Annotated in this window: 21 protein-coding genes; 14 read left to right on the top strand and 7 right to left on the bottom strand. The window is 50.1% G+C overall.

Annotation, left to right across the window (positions count from 1 at the left end):
• The first annotated feature begins 150 nt into the window (after nucleotides 1-150).
• The 9 genes from cmk (at nucleotide 151) to DB48_RS16315 (ending at nucleotide 8,661) form a co-directional block, all read left to right on the top strand.
• Nucleotides 151-843 carry a (d)CMP kinase gene (gene cmk / locus DB48_RS16355; RefSeq protein WP_041511276.1) on the top strand — a complete coding sequence of 231 codons (693 nt, stop codon included), beginning with the start codon at nucleotides 151-153 and terminating at the stop codon, nucleotides 841-843.
• Nucleotides 844-942: 99 nt separating this feature from the next.
• Nucleotides 943-2,610: a 30S ribosomal protein S1 gene (rpsA, locus tag DB48_RS16350; protein ID WP_041511275.1), complete on the top strand. Its 1,668-nt coding sequence runs from the start codon at nucleotides 943-945 to the stop codon at nucleotides 2,608-2,610.
• A 72-nt stretch (nucleotides 2,611-2,682) separates the two neighbouring features.
• Nucleotides 2,683-2,970, top strand: coding sequence for an integration host factor subunit beta (ihfB, locus tag DB48_RS16345; RefSeq protein ID WP_033540518.1), 288 nt, complete (start codon nucleotides 2,683-2,685; stop codon nucleotides 2,968-2,970).
• Between the two features lie 122 nt (nucleotides 2,971-3,092).
• Nucleotides 3,093-3,410 carry a LapA family protein gene (locus DB48_RS16340; protein ID WP_041511274.1) on the top strand — a complete coding sequence of 106 codons (318 nt, stop codon included), beginning with the start codon at nucleotides 3,093-3,095 and terminating at the stop codon, nucleotides 3,408-3,410.
• Nucleotide 3,411: 1 nt separating this feature from the next.
• Complete coding sequence (gene lapB / locus DB48_RS16335; RefSeq protein WP_041511273.1) at nucleotides 3,412-4,572, top strand: lipopolysaccharide assembly protein LapB; 1,161 nt, start codon at nucleotides 3,412-3,414, stop codon at nucleotides 4,570-4,572.
• Between the two features lie 35 nt (nucleotides 4,573-4,607).
• A complete protein-coding gene (pyrF, locus tag DB48_RS16330; RefSeq protein ID WP_041511272.1) occupies nucleotides 4,608-5,303 on the top strand; it encodes an orotidine-5'-phosphate decarboxylase in 696 nt (231 codons plus the stop codon).
• Between the two features lie 63 nt (nucleotides 5,304-5,366).
• Nucleotides 5,367-6,182, top strand: coding sequence for an SDR family oxidoreductase (locus DB48_RS16325; RefSeq protein ID WP_041511271.1), 816 nt, complete (start codon nucleotides 5,367-5,369; stop codon nucleotides 6,180-6,182).
• A gap of 38 nt (nucleotides 6,183-6,220) precedes the next feature.
• The gene (locus DB48_RS16320; protein ID WP_041511270.1) at nucleotides 6,221-6,763 is read left to right on the top strand and encodes a DUF2058 domain-containing protein; all 543 of its coding nucleotides are present in this window, start codon (nucleotides 6,221-6,223) and stop codon (nucleotides 6,761-6,763) included.
• Between the two features lie 146 nt (nucleotides 6,764-6,909).
• A complete protein-coding gene (locus DB48_RS16315) occupies nucleotides 6,910-8,661 on the top strand; it encodes an acyl-CoA dehydrogenase (protein WP_041511269.1) in 1,752 nt (583 codons plus the stop codon).
• 53 nt (nucleotides 8,662-8,714) lie between these two features.
• Here the strand turns inward: DB48_RS16315 and dacB are convergent, their stop codons facing one another.
• Both dacB and DB48_RS20310 read right to left on the bottom strand, forming a co-directional pair.
• Complete coding sequence (dacB, locus tag DB48_RS16310) at nucleotides 8,715-10,160, bottom strand: D-alanyl-D-alanine carboxypeptidase/D-alanyl-D-alanine endopeptidase (RefSeq protein ID WP_052813833.1); 1,446 nt, start codon at nucleotides 10,158-10,160, stop codon at nucleotides 8,715-8,717.
• Between the two features lie 141 nt (nucleotides 10,161-10,301).
• Nucleotides 10,302-10,478 carry a hypothetical protein gene (locus DB48_RS20310; RefSeq protein ID WP_152619186.1) on the bottom strand — a complete coding sequence of 59 codons (177 nt, stop codon included), beginning with the start codon at nucleotides 10,476-10,478 and terminating at the stop codon, nucleotides 10,302-10,304.
• 230 nt (nucleotides 10,479-10,708) lie between these two features.
• Between DB48_RS20310 and DB48_RS16305 the strand changes: the two genes are divergently transcribed.
• The 4 genes from DB48_RS16305 to DB48_RS20155 all read left to right on the top strand — a co-directional run bounded on the left by DB48_RS16305 (nucleotide 10,709) and on the right by DB48_RS20155 (nucleotide 13,805).
• Nucleotides 10,709-11,041 (top strand): DUF1904 domain-containing protein, encoded by a 333-nt coding sequence (locus DB48_RS16305; RefSeq protein WP_041511268.1) that lies wholly within the window; start codon nucleotides 10,709-10,711, stop codon nucleotides 11,039-11,041.
• Between the two features lie 11 nt (nucleotides 11,042-11,052).
• On the top strand, nucleotides 11,053-12,366 hold the full coding sequence (pssA, locus tag DB48_RS16300; RefSeq protein ID WP_041511267.1) for a CDP-diacylglycerol--serine O-phosphatidyltransferase: 1,314 nt from the start codon (nucleotides 11,053-11,055) through the stop codon (nucleotides 12,364-12,366).
• Between the two features lie 172 nt (nucleotides 12,367-12,538).
• Nucleotides 12,539-13,288 carry a tRNA-uridine aminocarboxypropyltransferase gene (locus DB48_RS16295; RefSeq protein WP_041511266.1) on the top strand — a complete coding sequence of 250 codons (750 nt, stop codon included), beginning with the start codon at nucleotides 12,539-12,541 and terminating at the stop codon, nucleotides 13,286-13,288.
• 256 nt (nucleotides 13,289-13,544) lie between these two features.
• A complete protein-coding gene (locus DB48_RS20155; protein WP_152619185.1) occupies nucleotides 13,545-13,805 on the top strand; it encodes a hypothetical protein in 261 nt (86 codons plus the stop codon).
• A 216-nt stretch (nucleotides 13,806-14,021) separates the two neighbouring features.
• Here DB48_RS20155 and DB48_RS16290 read toward each other — a convergent pair whose 3' ends face one another.
• The 5 genes from DB48_RS16290 to DB48_RS16270 form a co-directional block, all read right to left on the bottom strand.
• Nucleotides 14,022-15,221: a Xaa-Pro dipeptidase gene (locus tag DB48_RS16290; protein WP_152619191.1), complete on the bottom strand. Its 1,200-nt coding sequence runs from the start codon at nucleotides 15,219-15,221 to the stop codon at nucleotides 14,022-14,024.
• A gap of 362 nt (nucleotides 15,222-15,583) precedes the next feature.
• Complete coding sequence (locus tag DB48_RS16285; RefSeq protein ID WP_443018672.1) at nucleotides 15,584-16,567, bottom strand: serine hydrolase domain-containing protein; 984 nt, start codon at nucleotides 16,565-16,567, stop codon at nucleotides 15,584-15,586.
• Nucleotides 16,568-16,970: 403 nt separating this feature from the next.
• On the bottom strand, nucleotides 16,971-17,570 hold the full coding sequence (locus DB48_RS16280) for a response regulator transcription factor (RefSeq protein WP_041511264.1): 600 nt from the start codon (nucleotides 17,568-17,570) through the stop codon (nucleotides 16,971-16,973).
• Nucleotides 17,563-19,347, bottom strand: a complete 1,785-nt coding sequence (locus DB48_RS16275; protein WP_235375430.1) for a sensor histidine kinase — start codon at nucleotides 19,345-19,347, stop codon at nucleotides 17,563-17,565. The genes DB48_RS16280 and DB48_RS16275 overlap by 8 nt, the downstream gene beginning before the upstream one ends.
• Nucleotides 19,348-19,840: 493 nt before the next feature.
• Entirely contained in the window at nucleotides 19,841-20,863 is a 1,023-nt protein-coding gene (locus DB48_RS16270) for an FAD:protein FMN transferase (RefSeq protein WP_235375429.1), read from the bottom strand.
• A 353-nt stretch (nucleotides 20,864-21,216) separates the two neighbouring features.
• Between DB48_RS16270 and DB48_RS16265 the strand changes: the two genes are divergently transcribed.
• Nucleotides 21,217-22,566, top strand: a complete 1,350-nt coding sequence (locus tag DB48_RS16265; protein WP_041511261.1) for an FMN-binding protein — start codon at nucleotides 21,217-21,219, stop codon at nucleotides 22,564-22,566.
• Nucleotide 22,567: the final 1 nt, after the last annotated feature.

The following is a 22,567-nucleotide window of genomic DNA, read 5'->3' as shown; positions in this document are numbered from 1 at the left end:
TCATATGACCCGCGCTCTTAAATGATCCATTTGTGTTAATTCGTAACTTTTTGCCGCTTTATGCAAGCTTTTAGTTTATAATGCGCGCGCAGTTTTTCGAGGACGACATTCAGGATCTTTAGGGAAGATAGATTTAATTTGGAGAATCATATGTCACAACGGGCTCCCATCGTCACTATTGACGGCCCAAGCGGTGCAGGTAAAGGCACTATTAGTCAGATACTTGCTTCGCGTTTAGGATGGAAGCTGCTTGATAGCGGTGCCATATATCGTGTCTTGGCCCTCGCGGCTATTCACCACAACGTCGAGCTGGACAACGAAGCATCACTGGCCCTGTTAGCGGCGCACCTAGATGTGCAATTTATTTCGGCTAACGGCAACGGTATTAAAGTGGTGTTAGAAGGCGAAGATGTGTCACACGCCATTCGTAGCCAGGAGTGTTCAAACGCCGCCTCTAAAGTGGCCGCTTTTCCCCGCGTTCGTGAGGCGCTTCTTCGTCGTCAGCGCGCCTTTGCCGAGGCGCCAGGTCTTATCGCAGACGGTCGCGATATGGGGACAGTCGTTTTTCCCACAACTCCAGCTAAACTTTATTTAACCGCATCGGCTGAGGAAAGGGCCCAAAGGCGCTATAATCAGTTGCAGGACAAGGGCTTCGATGTTAATATCGACCGTCTTTTGGCCGAGGTCGTAGAACGCGATGAGCGTGATATGAATCGTCCGGTTGCGCCTCTGGTTCCTGCCGAGGATGCACTGGTGATCGATACGACTGGCATAGGCATTGATGAAGTGGTTGAGCTTGCGCTCTCACACATCAAGGAAAAATTACCTGATCTTGTCCTCTAGGGGGCAGGGTCTTTACGATTTGTCACACGGATGCGACAAATGATTAATCTGACTCCACGTCTAGGATGGGCCGTGGTTTATTACTTAAAGTAAATTAACATGACTGAATCTTTTGCTGATCTATTTGAACAATCCCTTCAACAACTTGAGTTCCGTCCAGGTTCTATCGTTCGTGGTACTGTAGTATCAATCCAGAACGGTATGGTACTGGTTGACGCTGGCCTTAAGTCTGAAAGCCCAATCCCAGCTGACCAATTCAAAAACGCTCAAGGCGTTCTAGAAATCGCAGTTGGCGACGAAGTTGACGTAGCCCTTGACTCTGTTGAAGACGGTTTCGGTGAAACTCAACTTTCTCGTGAGAAAGCTAAGCGTCACGAAGCTTGGATCGTTCTAGAAAAAGCTTACGAAGATGCTGAAACTGTAATCGGTGTCATCAATGGTAAGGTTAAAGGCGGTTTCACCGTTGAACTAAACGGTATCCGTGCATTCCTACCTGGTTCTCTAGTTGACGTTCGCCCAGTTCGCGACACTGCTCACCTAGAAAACAAAGAACTAGAATTCAAGGTTATCAAGCTAGACCAGAAGCGTAACAACGTTGTTGTTTCTCGTCGTGCAGTTATCGAGTCTGAAAGCAGCGCTGAGCGTGATGCACTACTTGAGAACCTACAAGAAGGTCAAGCCGTTAAGGGTATCGTTAAGAACCTGACTGACTACGGTGCATTCGTTGACCTAGGTGGCGTTGACGGTCTTCTACATATCACAGATATGGCTTGGAAGCGCGTTAAGCACCCATCTGAAATCGTAAACGTTGGTGACGAAATCAACGTTAAAGTACTTAAGTACGATCGTGAGCGCACTCGTGTTTCACTAGGTCTTAAGCAACTTGGCGAAGATCCATGGTTAGAAATCAGCAAGCGCTACCCAGAAAACACTAAGTTGACTGGTCGCGTAACTAACCTAACTGACTACGGCTGCTTCGTTGAAATCGAAGAAGGCGTTGAAGGTCTGGTACACGTTTCTGAAATGGATTGGACTAACAAGAACATCCACCCATCTAAGGTTGTTAACCTAGGTGATGAAGTTGAAGTTCTAGTGTTAGACATCGACGAAGAGCGTCGTCGTATTTCTCTAGGTCTGAAGCAATGTAAGACCAACCCATGGGATGATTTCGCAGAGCGTTATGCGAAAGGTGACAAGGTTACTGGTAAGATCAAGTCTATCACTGACTTCGGTATCTTCATCGGTCTAGACGGCGGTATCGACGGTCTGGTTCACCTGTCTGACATCTCTTGGAACGGTACTGGCGAAGAAGCCGTATCTGATTACAAGAAAGGCGACGAAATCAGCGCAGTTGTACTGTCAGTTGACCCAGAGCGTGAGCGTATCAGCCTAGGCGTTAAGCAGACTGAAGACGATCCTTTCAATGCATACCTTGCAGATAAGAAGAAAGGTGCTATCGTAACTGGTACTGTTACTGCAGTAGACGCGAAAGGCGTAACTATCGAGTTGGCTGAAACTGTAGAAGGTTACCTACGTGTTTCTGACATCTCTCGTGAGCGCATCGAAGATGCATCTACTGTATACTCAGTAGGTGACACTGTTGAATCTAAGTTCATGGGTGTTGATCGCAAGAACCGTACTATCAGCCTGTCTATCCGTGCGAAAGACGAAGCTGATGAGAAGGAAGCGATGGCTAACTTGAACAAGCAAGATGACGTTGCTATGAGCAATGCCATGGCTGAAGCGTTCAAAGCGGCTCGCAAATAATTCGCCTGAAGTTCGGGGATGGCAACATTCCCGCTAGGTGACTGTGTTTGGCTTGATTATAGAGGGTACAGGATGACTAAATCCGAACTGATCGAAAAACTTGCCAGTAGGCAGTCGCAGCTGTCGGCAAAAGAAGTAGAAAGCGCTATTAAAGAGATGTTGGAGCAGATGGCAACAACATTGGAGGGCGGTGACCGTATCGAGATCCGTGGCTTTGGTAGTTTTTCCCTTCATTATCGTGCACCACGTACAGGCCGCAATCCTAAGACTGGTACTTCAGTTGAGCTGGAAGGCAAGTATGTACCGCACTTTAAGCCTGGCAAAGAACTGCGTGAGCGCGTTGATGCTATCAACTCGTAAATGACATTGTTTTAAAAGCCTCCGAAAGGAGGTTTTTTTATGCCTAAATTCTAGGTATGGCTAGCTAGTTCGCTAAATTTCTTGGATAATCAACCCACCACCACGGGTTTATGGAGAGTAACGTGAAGTCATTTATCGCGACCGTGCTTGTCGCCCTGTTTTTTGTCTTGGCTTTATTGTTTGGTGCGCGTAACGAACAGCTGGTGACCATCAGTTATTTCGTCGCTCAGGGCGAATATCGACTACCTGTCGTGCTCGGCGTGGTGTTTTTGGCGGGTTTCCTGGTCAGCTGGCTGTTTGCCATCTATCACATTACCAAGGTGAGACTGCAACTGCGTAAGGCCAATAAGAAAATCGAGCAGCTAGAGGCCAAGTTACCGGTTGAGGCGCTCACGCCATCTTCTCAAATCGAACATCAAGCGAAGGAAGTAAACGCTTAATATGTTAGAGATTCTGTTTCTGTTGTTGCCCATCGCCGCCGGTTACGGCTGGTACATGGGGCGCCGTAGTATCAGGCACAAACAGAATAATAAGCGAAAGCAGTTAAGCCGCGATTACTTTACCGGCCTTAATTTCCTTCTGTCCAACGAATCGGACAAGGCTGTCGATCTCTTCATCTCCATGCTCGACGTGGACGATGACACCATAGATACCCATCTCTCGCTAGGCTCGTTATTTCGCAAGCGAGGCGAGGTGGACAGGTCTATCCGCATTCACCAAAACCTTATCGCCCGCCCAACCTTGACCACAGAGCAGCGCGACATCGCCATGATGGAGCTCGGCAAAGACTATCTAGCCGCCGGCTTCTACGACAGGGCCGAGGAGATCTTCCTCAATCTGGTTCGTCAGGAAGATCACAGCGAAGAGGCCGAAGATCAGCTTATCGCCATCTATCAGGTGACCAAGGATTGGCAGAAGGCGATCGATATCATCAAGAGCCTCAAACGTAAGCGTCAGCAATCGCTCAAGCACCTGCAGGCCCATCTTTATTGTGAGCTCGCCGATGAGGCAAGCGATAACGAGCTAAAGCTCAAGCACCTGGCTCAGGCAATCAAGCAGGACGCGCAATGTGGCCGCGCCATGTTAAGTAGCGCCAAGCTGTTTCTCGCTCAGCAAGAATTTGGCCGAGCCAAAGAGATGTTGTGCCGGTTGAAAGATGCCGATATCGAACTCTTCCCCGAGGCGCTCGCCATAGCAAAAGAAGTTTACCAATCGACTAAGGATCTTGGTGCCTATCGCGAGCTGCTACGCGAGGCATTAGAGCAGGGGGCCGGTGCTAGCGTTGCCATCACGCTTGCCCAGCAGATGATTGCCCAGGGAGAAAGCCAGGATGCCGAGAAGTTGATCCTCGATGGCCTCTATCGTCATCCCACCATGAAGAGCTTTCAGCATCTGATGAAGATGCAGATCCAACATGCCGAAGATGGCCAGGCCAAACAAAGTTTGAATATGCTCGCCGAACTGGTCGAGCAACAGATAAAATTCCGTCCCAGTTACCGCTGCACCGAGTGTGGTTTCCCGTCACACACTCTCTACTGGCATTGTCCCTCTTGTAAGAGCTGGGGCACCATCAAGCGGATCCGTGGACTAGACGGGGAGTAAATAGCTAATAAAATGCAAAGCAACAGGAGAACAGCATGAGCAACAAACCTATTATAGTGGCGTTAGATTACGATAATAAATCCGAAGCTTTGCAGCTCATCGATCAGCTCGACCCCAACATGTGTCGCCTTAAGATAGGCAAAGAGATGTTCACACTCTTCGGCCCTGAGTTGGTTAAAGAGATCCATAGCCGTGATTTCGACCTCTTCCTGGATCTCAAATTCCATGACATTCCCAATACGGTTGCCAAGGCCGTCACCGCAGCCGCCGAGCTTGGCGTATGGATGACCAATGTGCATGCCAGCGGTGGTCTTGCCATGATGCAGGCCGCGCGCGAGGCGCTGCTTCCCTATGGTGATAAGGCGCCGCTATTGATCGCCGTGACGGTACTGACCTCTATGAGTGATGAAGAGCTGGCGCTGCTTGGCATCAATGTACCTGCGGCAGAGCATGTTAAGCGTCTGGCGAACCTCACAAAACAGGCTGGACTGAACGGTATCGTCTGTTCGGCCCAGGAAGCCAGCATGTTAAAGGCCGAATTTGGCGCCGACTTTAAGCTGGTGACCCCAGGCATTCGTCCGGCGGGCAGCGACAAAGGCGATCAGCACCGTGTGATGACGCCGACCCAGGCACTGGCTGCAGGGTCAGATTACCTGGTCATAGGTCGTCCTATCACCAAGGCGGCTAATCCACTGGCTGCGCTAACCGAGATCCACGCGTCGCTTAATTAGCTTGACCTGATCCCCTGAGCCTCCTAATTTAATCGTTAAGGTTTTATCAGACAGGGAAAGAAGATGTTCGATTATCAAGGGAAAAACGTCTTTGTGGTGGGCGGTACCAGTGGCATTAACCTCGGTATCGCCAAAGCCTTTGCCAAGGCGGGAGCTAATGTAGCGGTTGCCAGTCGTCGTCAGGAGAAGGTTGATGCCGCCGTGGAGGCGCTGCGCGCGCTTAACGCGAAAGGAAATATGCTTGGCGTGGCTTTCGACGTACGAGATCTCGATGCCCTAAAGGCTGGGTTCAGGCAGGTCGCGGATGCCTATGGCCAACTGGACGTGCTGGTCAGTGGCGCGGCTGGAAACTTCCCCGCAGCGGCGGCGGATCTTTCCGAAAACGGCTTTAAGTCGGTGATGGATATCGATTTGCTAGGCAGCTTTCAGGTGCTTAAACAGGCCTATCCCTTGATGCGTCGCCCAGGCGGTGCCATCGTACAGATCTCTGCGCCACAGGCCTATATCGCCATGCCGATGCAGTCCCATGTGAGCGCCGCGAAGGCCGGGGTCGACATGTTGACCAAGAGTCTGGCACTGGAATGGGGAGCTGAGGGAATAAGGGTAAACTCTATCGTGCCCGGTCCCATCAGCGGCACAGAAGGATTTAACCGCCTAGCACCGAGTGAAGCACTACAAGCGGCCGTGGCCCAAAGCGTGCCGCTTAAGCGAAACGGTATCAGCGATGACATTGCCAATGCCGCGATGTTCATCGCTTCGCCGATGGCAAGCTATATTACTGGTACAATTTTGCCGGTAGACGGTGGCTGGTCGCTTGGTGGTGCAAGTATGGCTATGAACGAATTGGGCAAGTTGGCCCGACAATCAAAAGATAAGTAGGTAGCGCCAGGCGCGCAACCCAGTAAGTGAGAAGATAGATGGCAAACCCATTTCAAGAGCAGTTGCTCAAGGCTGGCCTAGTCAGCAAACAGAAGGTTCGCGATGCCAAAACCCAGAAGCGTCGCGATCGTAAAGCCAAGGTCGACGATGGTTCGGCAGCGTTGAAACAAGAGATCGCGGCAAAGAAACAGGCGCAGATCGATAAAGACAAGGCGCTTAACGAACAACGCTTTGCCGAGGCGATGGAGAAGGGTCAGGTACGTGGCCTGATCACCGAATTTAAGCGCTGCGCCATCGAGCCGCCAAAGGATGCCGAAGTTAAGTTTAACTACACCTTAGGCACTAAGATCTTTAGCGTGTATGTGACCGAAAAACTCCAGAGTCAGCTGCTCAACGGCCAACTCGGTGTCGTTCGTCACGAAGAGGTAAGTTACCTGGTGCCTCATAAGTTGGCCGAACGGGTTAATCTTTTGGTGCCGGACTGGTGTGGTTACCTATGGCAGGCCGAAGACGCCACCCAAGTGGTCGAAGAAGACGATCCCTACGCCGATTATGTTATCCCAGATGACCTCATGTGGTAACGCACAAACATTCAGTAAGCCTCGCACTCTAAGCGGGGCTTTTTTATTTGAGCGATCGGACAATATTTGACTAAAGGGCTTTATTCTCAGTGACAACTAAGATAGATTAAAACAACTGTTTTAATCTTACGTTTGAGAGAGACGAGATGAATCCATACCAGGCGCCATTAGCCGACATGAAATTTCTGTTGGAGCGCGTGTTCGATGCTCCGCAAACTTGGGGTGAACTAGCGGCATTGGCTGAGACCGTCGATATGGACACGGCCGTGGCCATCCTCGATGAGGCCGATAAGATCTCGCGGGATCTTATCCATCCTATTAATCGCCCCGGCGACGAGCAAGGCGTAAGCTTTGAAGATGCTAAGGTGATCACACCCGACGGTTATCGTGAGGTCTACGACCAATATGCCGAAGGCGGTTGGGTTGGCCTGTGCGGCGATCCTGAGTTTGGCGGTATGGGGATGCCTAAGATGCTGGGCGTCCTGGTAGATGAGATGGCCTACAGCGCCTGTAACGCCTTCACCCTCTATGGCTCGCTCACCGCAGGTGCCGCGCTCTGTATCAATGCCCACGGCAGCGATGCGCTCAAGGAGAAGTACCTACCAAACCTGTACTCGGGGCAGTGGGCCGGCGCCATGGATATGACAGAGCCACAGGCAGGCTCGGATCTTCGTAATATTCGCACTAAGGCCATACCTCAAGAAGATGGCAGCTATCTGATCTCCGGCAGTAAGATTTTTATCACAGGTGGCGATCATGATCTCACCGAGAACGTGATTCACCTGGTTCTGGCAAAACTGCCTGACACTAACGGTATCTCGCTATTTCTGGTGCCTAAGATAAAAGTCGATGACAACGGCGAGCTAGGCGACAGCAATGGTGTCACCGTAGGTTCGATCGAGCACAAGATGGGCCTTAAGGGCTCGGCTACCTGTGTGATGAATTTCGATGACGCCGAGGGCTACCTTATCGGAAAGGCCAACCGCGGCCTGGTGTGTATGTTCACCATGATGAACTATGAGCGCCTGGCGATTGGCATCCAAGGCCTGGGCACCTCGCAGGCGGCCTATCAGATGGCCAGTGATTACGCCAAAGAGCGTCTGCAGGGCCAAGCGGCAGGCGGTAGCGCCAACGCGAGCGATCCTATCCTGGTTCACGGCGATGTGCGCCGTATGCTGATGACGATACGCTGTTACACAGAGGCGGGCCGCGCACTCTCTGTGTTTACCGGTCAGCAACTGGACCTGGCCAAATATGCCGAGGGTGAAGTACAACAGAAGGCCGCACGTTATGTTGGCCTGCTTACGCCAGTCGCTAAGGCGTTCTTGAGCGACCGAGGCCTGGACGCTGCCGTCATGGCGCAGCAGGTGTTTGGTGGTCATGGCTATATTCGTGAGACAGGTATCGAGCAGTTGGTTCGTGATACGCGTATCGCGCAGATCTATGAGGGAACAAACGGCATTCAAGCCATCGATTTTCTGGGCAGAAAGACCACGGGTGACGACCTGCGAACTCTGACCGAGTTTGTTGCCGAGTGTCAAAGTCAGTTGGCGGACATGGCTAATGTGAGTGATGAACACAAAGCGCTTATTAGGCAGCGCTTCGAGGCCTTACTGGCGAGCGGCGAATATATCAACGCCAACAAGTTAAACCAACCAGCCTTGATTAACGCCTGCGCCGTCGACTTCCTCGACGCCTTCGGTCACCTGGTTTACGGCTACTTCTGGCTACTGATGGCCGATAAGGCGAGTGATCACGAAGACGCCAGCTTTAGTACGGCTAAAAGGCAGTTGGCTGATTTCTATCTGGCCAAACTGCTGCCTAAGGTGGACTATCACCTGGCTCAGGTTAACGCCGGGGATGCCAGCGTCATGGCCATGGCCGATGAGCTATTTTAATATTTGCCTAAACAGCTGATGAAAACGCCCGGATTGTTTAACCCGGGCGTTTTTTATTGGGCGGTTTTGCGTTTCGCGTCGCTACTTGAATCGCTGTGACTAATGGCCGTCTGCTCGGGTTTATCGAGCAGGCTCTGCAGGAAGAGTGCACTAAATGGCACCAGACTTTGCTTTTTACTCTTCTGGCTCTGGCCATTTTCCATCACCACAAATAACAGCTGTTGGTCGCTACCCAGTGAAAGGTAACCCGCTAAGTTATCGACGCCTTGCATTGAGCCCGTCTTGGCCGATACCTTGCTCATCAGCGGTGGCTGGTGAAAGCCTCTCTTATAGGTCAGAGTACCACTTATCCCGGCAACCGGAAGCAGTGCCATAAGAGGTTTTAATTTTTCATCTTTGGCGATAAGGCTTAACGTCTGCGCCAGTTGGCGCGCCGAGATAAGGTTATAGCGTGACAGGCCAGAGCCATCGATGATCTGGGAGTGGGTCAGGTCAATTCCATCTGCCGTGAGTATCTCCTTAACGGCCTTTGCGCCGGCATGAAAGCTCTCGGGCACCTTATAGTAGCGTGCACCAATGGCCTTAAACAGTCTGTCGGCAATCAAGTTGTCAGAGTCGAGCAGCATGGTGCCGAGGAGTTCGTTCAACGCGGCCGATTCATGGGTGACTATCGGCTTGAGTCCAACAGGCGCTCTGTGTGCGATGGCCACTTGGCCGCTTATTTTGACGTGGGCACTCTTTAACATGCGCCCCAGGATCTGTTTGGCATAGAGTGCAGGGTCGTCAACGGCGATGGCAAGATTAAGCGGCTTGTCGCCAGGATAGCATCCGCTGATGTGGTAATGATTATCGGGAAGCCTTGCCAGGTTTAGCTCACAGAATGACTCTTGCTGCGACTTATCAAACACGGCGGTAGTCGACACCTTGATAGGCAGGTAACGTGGAAAGTTCAATTGGCTGGCATTGCTCGCCAGCTTAGGCTTTAGCTGTCCCTTGACACAATTTTGGTTGACGATAAAGCTTGAGACCGGCGCGGCGTAGCAGATCCCGAGATCGTCCCACACCCAACCTGGGGCTCGCGTCTGCTCCTTGGCCTGGCCAAGGAGCAACAGGTTGCCCTTAATGGTATGAATACCTGAGTCTTGCAGCTGCTTTAGCATTGCCCTCAGGTCGTCGGTGGTTAATGTCGGATCGCCACTGAAGCTCAGGTAGAGATCGCCCGTTAACACACCGTGAGACAAGCGCCCCTTAGACGAAAACAGGGTGGGAAAGGTAAATTCACTGCCGAGCACCCGCATCGCGGCTACGGCCGTCAATAGCTTCTGGGTACTGGCGGGTAATAACAAGGTGTCGGCATTGCGCTGAAAGAGTATCTCTTTGCTGGTGAGATCTTGCGCAAACACAGCCAGTTGCGAGTGAGGCGGCGCGATCACCGACAAGAGGTTGTCATAATAACCCTGGCTATCAAGATCGCTGACCTCGGCCCTCGCACTGCCCATTAGTGGGATAGTGAGAGCGGCGAGAATTAAAGGAAACGCTTTAGTCAGCGACCTTGGGAGAACATGGGGAAGGGCGGTAAGCCCTCGAGTTATTCTGGTATACATAAGCGTCGAAACATGTCCTTGTTTACTGGGTTTAGGCTAATCGTCCTGGGAAGGCTCATCTTTTTCCATCAAGCGGTATAAACGTAGCGTGACAAATAGCACCAAGGCAATGAAAAGCGGCAGCACCATAAAGCCTAGTTGCGCCTTAAAGTGAAAGATACCCCAAGCGGCTAACAGGGTTAATGCCAGGGTGAGAAGTATGGTTTTATTCATGCTGGAACCTAAAAGCAGACAGATGTGCCTATTGTAAGGTGTTTTATGCCCAATGTCGGAGGGTTAAACAATAATTAAGACAAAGGAGGCCAAGGTCACCCCTTTAGCCGCTGATTCTGCTTAATTTTAACCCGGTTTACCCCAAGTGCGACGTATAACAACAGAAAACCCTTGCCCCAAACCCGGTAAATGGGTAATTTCTACCCCTTAAGATTTGGGATGGAACCAGTATGCCACACATTCGTATGCGCGGTTTACCGCAAGAGGCGGTATGTCGAATCAGTGAAACTTTGCTCGATGAGCTAGCGAACCTGTGTCAGGTTAAGACCGATAGTTTCACCTTAGACTGGGAGCCGAGCGTTGCTTTTCGTCATGGTGAGCTCGATAAGGCATTCGTGCAAGTCGAGGTACTCTGGTTTGCCAAAGATCCCGAAATTCGTCACGCAGTAGAACAGATCATTCGTCAGGCCGTATTAGCTGTATATTCGCCTGCAAAACATATCTCAATCATGTTTATGGCGCTCACGCCACAATGCTACTACCGTGATGGGCAGCATTTTTAAAGGAGGATACCTTGCTGGATAAGCTAGGTGGAATTGCGTTACCCGCCGACGCCATACGTTGGTTGCTGACGCCTGCGGCGCTAAAAGCCGAACTACTCAAACAGATTGCAAACGCCAAACGGGCGATCACCCTTGCCGCACTCTATCTCGAAGATGATGAAGCGGGCAGGGAAGTATTGGCTGCCTTGATGGCGGCCAAGGCGGCAAGACCCGAGCTGGATGTCACCATTTTGGTGGACTTCCACCGCGCCAGACGTGGCCTTATCGGTCATAAGGGTGACAGTGGCAACTATCTCATGTATCAAAAGGTGGTTAACGCCGCCGAGCATCCGATCAATATCCTTGGTGTGCCGGTAAAGTCCCGTGAATTTATGGGCGTGCTTCACCTGAAAGGCTTCATCATAGATGATACGGTGATCTACAGCGGTGCCAGCCTGAACAACATCTATCTGCACCAGGGTAAGAAGTATCGCTTCGACCGTTATCATGTGATCGAATCTAAGCCGTTGGCAGAGTCGATGCGCAACATGGTGATGGAGTATATCGCCAGCGACAGAGCCGTGACCTCGTTGACCCAGGACAAGGCTACCGAGAAGCTGCCCGAGAAGAACGACGTGCGTAGCCTGAAGCAGCGTCTGGCTAAGGCAAAGTACCGTTTTTCTGCAACCAAGTCGGGTAATCGCATTACGCCTGTGGTTGGCTTAGGCCGTAAGAAGAATAAGTTAAACAAGCTAGTGATCGATCTGGTATCTCAGTCTAAGCGCTCACTGTTTATCTGTACGCCCTATTTTAATCCGCCTTATATCCTCTCCAGAGCCTTGGCCAAGCACCTGAGAAAAGGTAAGCGCATCGATATCGTGGTGGGTGATAAGACGGCAAACGATTTCTACATTCCGCCGGAAGAGACCTTCTCGACCATAGGCGCCTTGCCTTATATGTATGAACAGTCGCTGCGTAAGTTTGCCAAGCGTCAGCAATGGGCTATCGATGCAGGGCTACTCAATATCCATCTTTGGAAGCATGATCGTAATAGCTATCACCTCAAGGGGATAAGCGCCGATGATCGTCTTCATCTGATCACAGGCTCAAACCTCAATCCTAGGGCGTGGGCCTTGGATCTCGAGAATGGCTTGTTGCTGCAAGATGAAACCCAAGCCTGGACCGAGCAGTTTAAACAGGAACAGGCGCATATCCTCGAGCATACCGAGCGACTCTATCATTACAGCCAGATAGATACCTTGAACAACTATCCTAAGCCGGTACGTAAGATCATGAACCGTATCAGACGGTTAAGAGCCGATTTTCTGCTGCGCCGCATCTTATGACGCAAAAGATAGCTAGGATGATACCTTTAGCTAGCAAGTTCGGATGATAAATGAAAAGGGCGAACATTATGGTTCGCCTTTTTCACGATTGCGATTTAATTGGCTTTGCGGGCGTTATACTTAACCAGGTAAACCATCACACGTAAGGCTCAAGTTATTAATAGGTTACTCAATGACACTTCCTCCCCATGCGGTGCATCAGCGCTACCAATATCGTAAGGCAATCTCTACCCGGCCCTATAATGCCCGCGGTAAGAACCTGGAGCGCTGTGATGCCTGTTTGCTGGCGACACGCTACTGCACCTGTGAAACGCGTACACTGCTAGAATCTCAGGTGAGCTTTCTGCTGGTGATGTATGACGATGAGGTGTTAAAGCCGAGTAATTCAGGGCGCCTAATAGCCGATCTGATCCCCGATACCCATGCCTATATCTGGGATCGCACTCGAACCAATCGCCGGCTGTTGGCATTACTTAACTCACCCGAATATCAGCCTTACTTGGTGTTTCCTAGCGAGTATGCCATGCCTTCTCAAGTCGTGGTGCCAGATAGTGCGCTGAAAGCGCGTTTAGACACAGATACCAAGCGTCCCCTGTTTGTGCTGCTCGACGGTAGCTGGCGCGAGGCGATTAAGATGTTTAACAAGAGTTACTATCTACAGGATCTACCTATGCTCTCGTTTGCACCGGATGCCGCCGCCCGTTATGGCCTGCGTAAGGGGAGTCGCGACTTTCAGCTCGGTACCGCCGAGGTGGCCAGTCTGGTGCTTAGCGCCGCTGCAGAGCCAGATAATGCGGCCAGTCTTTCGGCCTGGTTTTCACTTTTTATCGAATCCTCACTCTATAGCCGTAGTCGCAAGAGCCCTAAGGATCTCGCGCCATTAGACAGTCTAAAGGCCGAATTTCTCGCAAGCTTAAAGTAAGGGGCCAATCTGCGGTGTTGTGCTGCTTGCAGAGGACTTGGGCCATTTGCCGCGAACCACGCCTTGCATCTAGGTCTGTTAGCCGACGCAGAGCACACATGGGAGCTGTTCACTCCTTCCCAAGGTTTTGCGCCGCGGTGAATATTTTCATATAGTGAAATAAGGGCCTTCACTTTAAATGCCTTGTATTTGTACCTGCTTTTCGTTAGGGGCCAATTAGAAGAGCGTCGGGCATAGGACAAAATAAGGAGTGGCTATGTTAAATAGACGATTGCATAGATACTTGCGTAAACCTTTACCCATGAGTTTGCATGGCTTAGCGTTCGGCGGCTTCTTATTGTTACTCGGCAGCTTATCAGCAAGCACGCAGGTTAATGAATCGGCTACCGTATCTCGGGATGCTAGCGCATTTGATACAGTGAGCTACAACCGGTATCAAGCCATCTATTTTTGCAAACAAAATCGCTGGGCCTTCTGCCAGAGTTGGGGAGAGCTGGGTGTCACGCGCCTTGCCTAATACCTAGAAAGCACTTAGAGCACACTCCTAGATAAGGCTCCTAGATAAAGCTCCTAGACAAGAGTAGGGGATAAGCGCCTTAGGCGATAGCCCAAGGCTGGTTTCAAACGTTGTTTTTCCTCTGTAACAATCGCTACCTCGCGCTCAGAGTCCTCCTCCTCTGAGCACGACAGATAACTTCAAATGATGGCCGTTAAATAGACCATTAATCGCTGGCTAGTCTTTGTAGATCACCCCATCCTTCATGACGAAACTCACCCGTTCCATCACCGAGATATCCGTCAATGGATCGCCATCGACGGCGATAATGTCGGCATAGAAGCCAGGTTTTAGCTGTCCGAGGCTATCTTGTTGCTGGATCAACGCCGCGCTGTTGATGGTTGCCGCTTGCAACGCCTGGGCTGGCGTCATGCCAAAGGTCACCATGCGGGAGAACTGTTTACCGTTGTCGCCATGGGGATAGATGGCCGCGTCTGAGCCAAACACCATCTTGGCACCGGCTAGGGTAGCGCGTCTAAAGCTGTCACGCTGCGCCTTAGAGACCTGCTTCTCTTTTTCGATATTTTCCTCTGGCACCCCATTTTCCTGGCCAAAGGCCAGCGTGTATTCGGTATTGTAGATATCACAGGAGAGGTAAGTGCCGGCCTTAACCGCCATCTTGATCGCTTCCTCATCCATGAAGCTGCAATGCTCTATGCTATCGATACCGGCGCGGATAGCCGCCTTGATGCCGCTGGTACCATGGGCATGGGCGGCGATGACTAAGCCGCGTCGATGGGCCTCATCGGCCGCGGCGGCCAGTTCCTGCTCGCTATATTGCTGCACGCCGACTTTGGTTCCCTTGGAAAATACACCACCGGTTACGCAAACCTTAATGGCATTGGCGCCATATTTGATGTTTTCACGCACCTTCTGTCTGACGGCCCAGGGACCGTCGGCGACACCGCCGGCTACGCTGTGCATCTCGGGCGCGGCAAAGTTATCGTCACAGTGGCCCCCTGTGATACTCAGGGCATGGCCTACCGCCCAGATCCTGGGCCCTGGGATCTCGCCGGCAGCTATGGCATCACGGGTCGCAATAACAGAGTAGCCTGACGCGCCGAGATCACGCACGGTGGTAAAGCCGGCCATAAGCGTATTACGGGCGTTTTTAACCGCTTTCACCGTCTGTCTTGGAATGGAGTAGTTCATCGATTCGAGAAAGTTATCTTCGGCATCACTGGAGAGATGAACATGCATATCCATAACCCCAGGTAGCAGGTATTTATCTTTAAGATTTATCACGCGATAACCATCTTGCTTTGGGACACTGGCTTGATGGCCGACTGAGACGATTTGATTGTCTCGCACCAGTATCGCCGCATCTTCAATGGTCTTTCCCTTGACGACATCCACATAACCCTTGGCCAGCAGCAGAGTATCTTGGGCCTGGGCGTAGCTTGGTAACAACACGGCAAAGGCCAGCGCGAGCTTGCTAAGTTGTTTAGCAAAAAGTAGAGGCTTAGTTAGTGGCAGGCCTAAGGTTAGAGACTCGCTCTGTGGATAAGCGTAATTGGGGCGTTGCGGCGTCATAGGGTTTCCTTATTGTTATCGATGTTTAACGCAATAATGTCTAACGCATTAATTTCTAATACATTAATGGGTAATGCAAGCGCCATCTTAAACCATAGTTAGTCGCTTATTTAGCTGCTAATTTAATCGCTTATTTAATCGCTTATTTAATGGCTTAGACGAGCAAATTTTTCGTTGCTAAACATTACCCCTAAGCTTTTTACAAGTTAACCGTGATCCTTGGCAAATACCTGACGCCAGAACTCGGCGCCCAGCGAACTGATGACTCGGGATTCGCCGTTGAGCAAGATGGCAATGCCAAGGTCCAGCTCGGGTGAGTAGGCCACCTCGGTGACATAACCCGCGACCCAACCGGCGTGATAGATGAGGCGATGACCATTAAACTGGTAGATGCGCCAGCCCTTGCCATAATGGGCATCGTCAAGATAGGGCTTCCAATCGCGGCGGCGAAGCTCCTTAGTGGTGCGAACCCCTGGCGTGGTGATATCTTCGATTATTCTCGGTGACAACACCATAGGCTGGTGTCCCATGTTGGCCATCAGCCACTTGGCCATATCCTTGATACTGGCATTGACCCCAGCGGCTGGTGCCAGCTGATAGTAATTAGGTTTTACCTTAACCTGTTTAAAGCCATGTTTGGTCTTGATGTGCGGCTCGGCGCGGTTGGGGGTGTGGGTAAAGGCTTCATAGCCAATTGAGGCTGTCTTCATCGAAAGCGGTGCAAAGATGCGCTTCTCGATTAATTGCTCATAGGACTGGCCACTTTCCTGTTCTATCGCCTGCCCAATAAAGGAGAAGGCGACATTTTGATAACTGTAGCAGACGCCAGGGGGACAGATGGGCGTGAGCTCGGCAAATTTAGGAATGATCTTGTTTAACTTAACGTTGGCATTGACCAGGTTATCGTAGCTGTTTGGCATTAGCCCAGTGCTTTGGCCTATCACATGGCCTAGGGTGATCGCTTTTGAGTCGGTTGGCACTGCCAGAGAGAATTCCGGAAGATAGTGGTTGATCGGTTGCTGCCAGCTGAGTTTATGTTCATGCACCAATTGACTGGCCAGCGCGCCGGCAAAGGTTTTAGAGACTGACGCCAGACGAAACACGGTATCGGCATTAACCTTCTTACCACTGCCCTGACGGCGTTTCCCGTAGGTATCCAGGGTGATGATGTTTTCGCCCTGAACAATCACAAAAGCGCCGCCAGGTACCTTGTTTTGTTTAAGTTGTTTGTGAAAATTTTGCTGAAAACTTTTGCCTAGGTTTTGGTAAGACTGCGCCCAAGCCGGGGCATTGAGAAGGAGTGCGCAGGAACACACGGCGAGAGACGAAAGGGCCGTTTTTAAAGACATTAATGAGCTACCCGAATAAGCTAATTGTTTATAGTAGTTGTTATTGCGACGTCAACGTCGTGTCAAATTATGGATAAATGTCACGACTTTGACGCCCATGCCATACTAACTAAAGCGGGAAAAAGATGTAAGCCAGGTTCGCCCATTTCCCATTACAACGGCTAAGGATTAACCGCCTCATAAATGATAGGGCGTTTTTCATACACTCTTTGGATACAGATTTCTTCAAAAGGCGAAAACAATATTAGGGTTTAGTTATCGCCATCAAATACGCGAGCTCGGCGACATTATTCACCTGCATCTTCTGCATAACTTTTTGGCGGTGGAGTTCAATTGTTCGCTGGGCTATGTTGAGTTCAGCGGCAATGACCTTATTTAACTTACCAGCGAGCACGGCGTGCATGACTTGTTGTTCTCTCGGCGTCAGGGAGGCGATTCGTTGTGCCACGCTCGATGCCTTTTCTTGATGCTGATAGGTGTCAAGGCTCATCAATGAAGCCTTTTTCATCAAGGCTTGGAGTTTGTCGCCATCGGCGGGTTTTTCTAAGAAGTCGATGGCGCCATGTTGTAAGGCTTGTACGGCCATCGAAATTGTGCCGTGGCCGGTGAGCATGATGACACTCAGTGGGCTGTCTTGCTGCTTGACTCGCTGCAGTAACTCTATGCCATCGACACCCGGCATCTGAATATCCAAGATAGCGACCCCGGGTAGATGCAAATCTACCTGAGTTAGAAAGCTGTTGGCATTGGTGAAGGTTTGGGGGGCGTAGCCCATGCCTTCAAGCATCCACTTTAAAGAATCTAAGACATCTTGGTCGTCATCGACCAGATAGAGATTACACATGTACGTTTTCCTTAAGAGGCAGAGTGATCACTAAGGTGAGCCCTGTGGCGAATCTGGGAAACTCATTGCCAAGTTCCTTAGGTAAGTGTTGAGTTCTCGAGGCCTCTCGATTGTTGAAGGCGCGGATCTTACCGCCATGTTCTTCGACTATCCGTTTGCAAACCACCATACCAAGCCCCAAACCATTGGCCTTAGAGGTCTCGAAGGGGAAAAATAATCGCTCTAATGCCTGTTCACTTAGGCCGGTGCCGCTATCGGACACGACTATCACGGCATTCTCGCTATCGTTAGTTATGGCTATCGCCAGTTGCGGATCGTCAGTCTCATCCATCGCATCTAACGCGTTGCGGATCAGGTTAACAAACACCTGCTGCATTAAGCTGATGTCTAGGTTCACGGTTAAAGGCCAGAGAAACAGCTTAGGGTTAAGGTCGATGCGCTTAAAATCAGGTTGCATCAGATTAAGTGTATCTTGAATGAGCTCCTTTAGATCGCAGTCTTGATAGACGCTGGGTTGCTGGCAAAATTGGCGAAAGCGTTTAATGGTGTTTTGGGCACGATCGACCTGTTGCAATATCTTACTGAGTGCGTGTTGCAGCTCAGTTTGCTGCGCTAAGAGCCGGTAGATACTGCCTTGGGCCAGATAGCGGATACCCGCCAACGGCTGATTCAATTCATGGGCGATGCCAGATGCCATCTCACCGGTTAGCAGCACTCTTTGGGCCCTATAGAACTGTTGTTGCTGCTCGAATAGCCTCTTTTGAGTGTTTTTATGTTGTGTCATCTCATCACTTAGCGCCTGGGTGCGTTTTTTCACCAGCCGTTTAACCCTAAGGTGGTGTAGATAGCCAAGTGCCAGGATGATGGCTATCACCAAGGCCCAGGGGATCGCATCCTCGGCCAATCGTTGCCAGTTGGTGACGAAGGGCCAACGGTCTAGTTGCTGGAGCAGGGTAAATACCTGGCTATCATCAACCGGCACAGACCAAGTGTGATAACGCCCAAGTATGGCCTGCTGATCTTGGGACTCAATGTCGAGTAAGGCCCGCACAATTTGCCGCGCGACTTCATGATCTGTCTTGCCTAATTTAGAGAAGGCATAGCCAGGATAAAGGCTGCTAGAGGCTTGGCAGCTAAAGCCCGGATGAAACTGCGGCAGAAGCACATGCAACTCACCGCGGGTCAACTTGCCTTGGGCGATGGCGGATTCAAGCACGCAGCTGGGGAGTATGGCCACATCGGCGCGATCTTCTCGCAGATAGTCGAGTAATTTCTCCTGTGGAAAGCCGACAAACTCAAGTTGTCGCAGATCGTTAAGAGGATCGATTCCCGCCGTGATCATTTCTCCGGCTATGATTTGAAAACCACCAAAGGCGTTTGGGTCTGAGGAAATGACTCTCAAGCCTTCAAGATCGCTTAAGGCATTAATTTCCAGTGAGCTTCTCGAAATCAGTGCAGTGCCAACGGCCTGCTCTGGATTAGCATGATTTAGCGGTACCAGAGTCAACAGGTGGCTGACGCCATAGTCCTTCTTAAAGGCCACGGTGATGAGTGCATTGCCTATGATAAAATCTAGGCTGTTATTGGAAACACGTTCAACCAGCTCATCAGGTCTGAGGGGGATAAGTTCCAGCGCAATGCCAGTCTCCTTTGTGACCCTCGCCAGGGTAGGTGCCCAGCGCTGATACACTATCTCGGGTGCCGCAAAGGCAAGCGCGCCCACAGTGTATGAGCGAGACGTTAAGGTCGCAGCTTGATTCGAATCACTGTTAGCCAACGCGCTTGGTACTGGGCTTGCTACCAGAGCTACAAATAGACCTATAAACAGGCCTCTAAACAAGGAGGTGAGCAGCTGTATCGATACTTTCCATAAGTGCCTTATGTGCCTTAACCTTAAGAGCTGGGCGCGCTTTAAGTACTTAAGCGCCGATAGCTTAGCTGTAGATTCGTTTGGGTGCTGATACCAATATCGGCTATCGCTTTTTCTAGCGATAGCTCTCTGTCTGTCGCAAATAGATGTCATAGGGGCATCAATTGATTATCTCTAGACTAATTATGACCTATGATGACGAAATTCCTTAATGTTTTAGTGCTTCTCAGTGATCCGTTTCACATCTGAGCGTTTATTGCGGAAAACCGCTATATCAATATTTATAACTCTTGCGAATCATTAATGACTGGCAATGTATTACATGCTGGCTTTTATATTTTCTTTGTTATTTGTCTCATTATTTCACTCTCTATTTGCTTCTACTGTTTGCCAGGCTGTTTTATTTCAATTTTCCGGTATATTGATTAAAGTCGCTAGATCTTATTTTTTCTCCTTTAGCATTGATATACCAAATCGCCTCGATCCATGGCTGACTATTAACATACTCAAGCCCCTCGTCGACAGGCATTAAGAACAACATGGTTGATATCACGTCGGCATATATTTGATTGTCGCTTAAAACAACGGTCACAGATATGCCTTCGGTCTCTGGGTAGAGGGTTTTAGGGTCTATGATATGATGGAACTTCTTTCCATCGACCATAAAGTACTTTAAGTAGTTACCACTGCTGACGACTGTTAAGTCGCTGCCAGCGATGATCTCGTGATAACGGCCTTGTTCAGACTGGCATTTGGATGAGCGATAGTGATTCTGCCTACAGATGGGATCTTCGATAGCGATATTAAAATAGCGCCCGCTTGGGTGTAGGCCATAGTGGCGTATGTTGCCGCCGGCGTTGATAACGAACCGGCTCATGCCATCGCGTATGAGCTGATCATAGAGCTTCTCTACCATCCAGCCTTTGGCGATCCCGCCGAGATCTATGCTCATCCCTTCGGCCAGCTGGATCTTGTTGCTCTGCCTGTCCAGGCGGATCTTATCGACATCGATATGCGCTGCGGCTTGTTTTAGTGCCATTTCACCGGGAATTGAGCAGTTATCCTTTTGTTTCTCGCACGCAAACCTTTGCGCTCGCCACAAGGCGATCACCGGCGACAGCGCGATGTTAAACCGTCCTCGACTCTGTTCATGCCAATCGATGGCCGATGCGATTAACGCAGTCAATTGAGGGTCGATCTCATGACTCAGCTCTGGTGCCTCATTGACGCTTTTAACGTTGGTGACATGGGGATAGGTAGAATAATCCGATGCGAGATAGTGATACTCCTGGATCACCGAAAGCGCTCGACATAGGCTCGCCCGAGTCTGCTCAGTTGGTGCTTGATAAAGGCTGATGGTGATAGAGGTGCCAAAATACTTTAATGTCGTCAGGCTTGCGGTCTGGTCATCTAAGGTGATCACCGCATTATCTTCACAGCTGTAGTAACTATCTAATATTTCTGACGAGTATTTGTCTTTTGCAAGTTTGAATACATCCTCGTGACTCGATGCAAAAGCGGATGTAGCCGTCAAACAGGCTATTATAAAAATATTGGCGAGCAGCGCTGGCTTTATCATTCACATTTAACTCTTTAAATAATTCTGGCGTTCAATATAAATCATGTCACACTTGGAAATATAAACAGGATGTTTATTTTTGTTAAGCAGATCAAAATAACGACCAATAAGATTTAAACCTGCGGTTTTCCGTAGTTGTTGCCAAATTTAGATTACTTATGCTTGCAAGTAATTTCTCGCAGTACAGGTAATTAAAAATGGCAATGTCCAATAAATTAAAAAAAACAATCATAGTATCGAGTATTGGGTTGGCAACATTATCTGCCCTTGGATGCGCCTCTTCGCACACTCAAGGCAAATACGTTGACGGCACTCATCTGGTTCAGGCCAAAGGGAAGAAAAGCCAAATCCTATTAGAGGTTAAGGTCGATCAGGGCAAGATAGTCGATATCAAGACCAAGTCTCACAAGGAGACAGAGTCACTCTATCTAAATGCGGAGCGTCTACTGCCGAGGATTGTTGCTAACAATGGCCATGAAGGCATAGATGCGGTATCAGGCGCCACTTACTCCTCTAACGGCATTCTAAAAGCTGTCAATGATCTGCCCCGCGCTAGCGGTGTGCAACCCGAATATGTGTCCGTTGGGGCGAAAGAGGAGCAAGGCGACGATTTCAAGCTCAAATGGTCTATTCAGCCTAAGCTAGGTCTGCTAGTAGGAGACTATTACTACGAGGAGGCGAGATTCCGTCAAGGTCACATGGGTAGCATGACCATAGTGACCAACAGCCAGGATAAAAACGACGTTATCTTGGCTGAGTTTAACGAGAGCGGCCGACCAAACTATTACACGCGCCTGTATCAAGACGTCCCTAAACGTATGTCTGAATATAACTTTTCGATGGGAAAGAAGAAGGGCACTGCCTGGGTACAGTCTGCCTTGACCATGGAAAAGCTCATGGTTGAACAAGATAAATTAACCTTCGACCCCAACCCTAATCATGATCCTAAGTTAGCCAACAAGTTAAAAGAACCTAATCGACTCAAATATTTAGGAATCGACGTCGTTGCCGGTGCCTCTAACAGCATTCAACAGTCGATGATCCCACTGACGGCAAAGATCCATCACAAGATTCATGGCGAAGGCACGACGCTGAAATTTTACCAACTTGCCGAAAAACTCGTTGACGAAAAAGGCCGCTGGACAGGTATCACGGCGATGTTGCGCCTGGTGGTAGACCCAGCCTCAAAGCAGATCGTCAAAGCCCATTTTGACGAGATCTTCGCAGATGAGAAGGCGCAGATTCAGGATGCCTCACTGAAGAAATTCTATCGCCAATCGAAGTACGACTCTATCAACTATTCAGAGCCTGCACGCATAGGTTTTAACGTGATGATCGATGCGTTAAATGCGCACCTACAAGCCGGTGGTTCGCTATTTGACATCAATGACCTGCCGGCGACTGGAGATAGCGGTAACTATGCGGCGACGGGATTCACCAAACGCTCTAGCTCTTGGGATATCTACCTTAACCAGGCCGAACAACTCTATAAAAAGATGCGTCTAGATGGTGTGATCGCCGAGCACAAGCATCCAGCAGCTAAATAAC

Source organism: Shewanella sp. cp20 (genome assembly GCF_000832025.1).
GTDB lineage: Bacteria > Pseudomonadota > Gammaproteobacteria > Enterobacterales > Shewanellaceae > Shewanella.
Note: the sequence above shows the minus strand (reverse complement) of the source record. Positions and strands in the feature narration are given on the sequence as shown.

Bases quoted from the DNA above. Each gene is read 5' to 3' on its own strand.
- DB48_RS16265 (WP_041511261.1), top strand. From the start codon at position 21,217: ATGGCAATGTCCAATAAATTAAAAAAAACAATCATAGTATCGAGTATT.
- pyrF (WP_041511272.1), top strand. From the start codon at position 4,608: ATGAGCAACAAACCTATTATAGTGGCGTTAGATTACGATAATAAATCC.
- rpsA (WP_041511275.1), top strand. From the start codon at position 943: ATGACTGAATCTTTTGCTGATCTATTTGAACAATCCCTTCAACAACTT.
- DB48_RS16295 (WP_041511266.1), top strand. From the start codon at position 12,539: ATGACACTTCCTCCCCATGCGGTGCATCAGCGCTACCAATATCGTAAG.
- DB48_RS20155 (WP_152619185.1), top strand. From the start codon at position 13,545: ATGTTAAATAGACGATTGCATAGATACTTGCGTAAACCTTTACCCATG.
- lapB (WP_041511273.1), top strand. From the start codon at position 3,412: ATGTTAGAGATTCTGTTTCTGTTGTTGCCCATCGCCGCCGGTTACGGC.
- DB48_RS16315 (WP_041511269.1), top strand. From the start codon at position 6,910: ATGAATCCATACCAGGCGCCATTAGCCGACATGAAATTTCTGTTGGAG.
- cmk (WP_041511276.1), top strand. From the start codon at position 151: ATGTCACAACGGGCTCCCATCGTCACTATTGACGGCCCAAGCGGTGCA.
- DB48_RS16320 (WP_041511270.1), top strand. From the start codon at position 6,221: ATGGCAAACCCATTTCAAGAGCAGTTGCTCAAGGCTGGCCTAGTCAGC.
- DB48_RS16325 (WP_041511271.1), top strand. From the start codon at position 5,367: ATGTTCGATTATCAAGGGAAAAACGTCTTTGTGGTGGGCGGTACCAGT.
- DB48_RS20310 (WP_152619186.1), bottom strand. From the start codon at position 10,478: ATGAATAAAACCATACTTCTCACCCTGGCATTAACCCTGTTAGCCGCT.
- DB48_RS16305 (WP_041511268.1), top strand. From the start codon at position 10,709: ATGCCACACATTCGTATGCGCGGTTTACCGCAAGAGGCGGTATGTCGA.
- ihfB (WP_033540518.1), top strand. From the start codon at position 2,683: ATGACTAAATCCGAACTGATCGAAAAACTTGCCAGTAGGCAGTCGCAG.
- dacB (WP_052813833.1), bottom strand. From the start codon at position 10,160: ATGGGCAGTGCGAGGGCCGAGGTCAGCGATCTTGATAGCCAGGGTTAT.
- DB48_RS16280 (WP_041511264.1), bottom strand. From the start codon at position 17,570: ATGTGTAATCTCTATCTGGTCGATGACGACCAAGATGTCTTAGATTCT.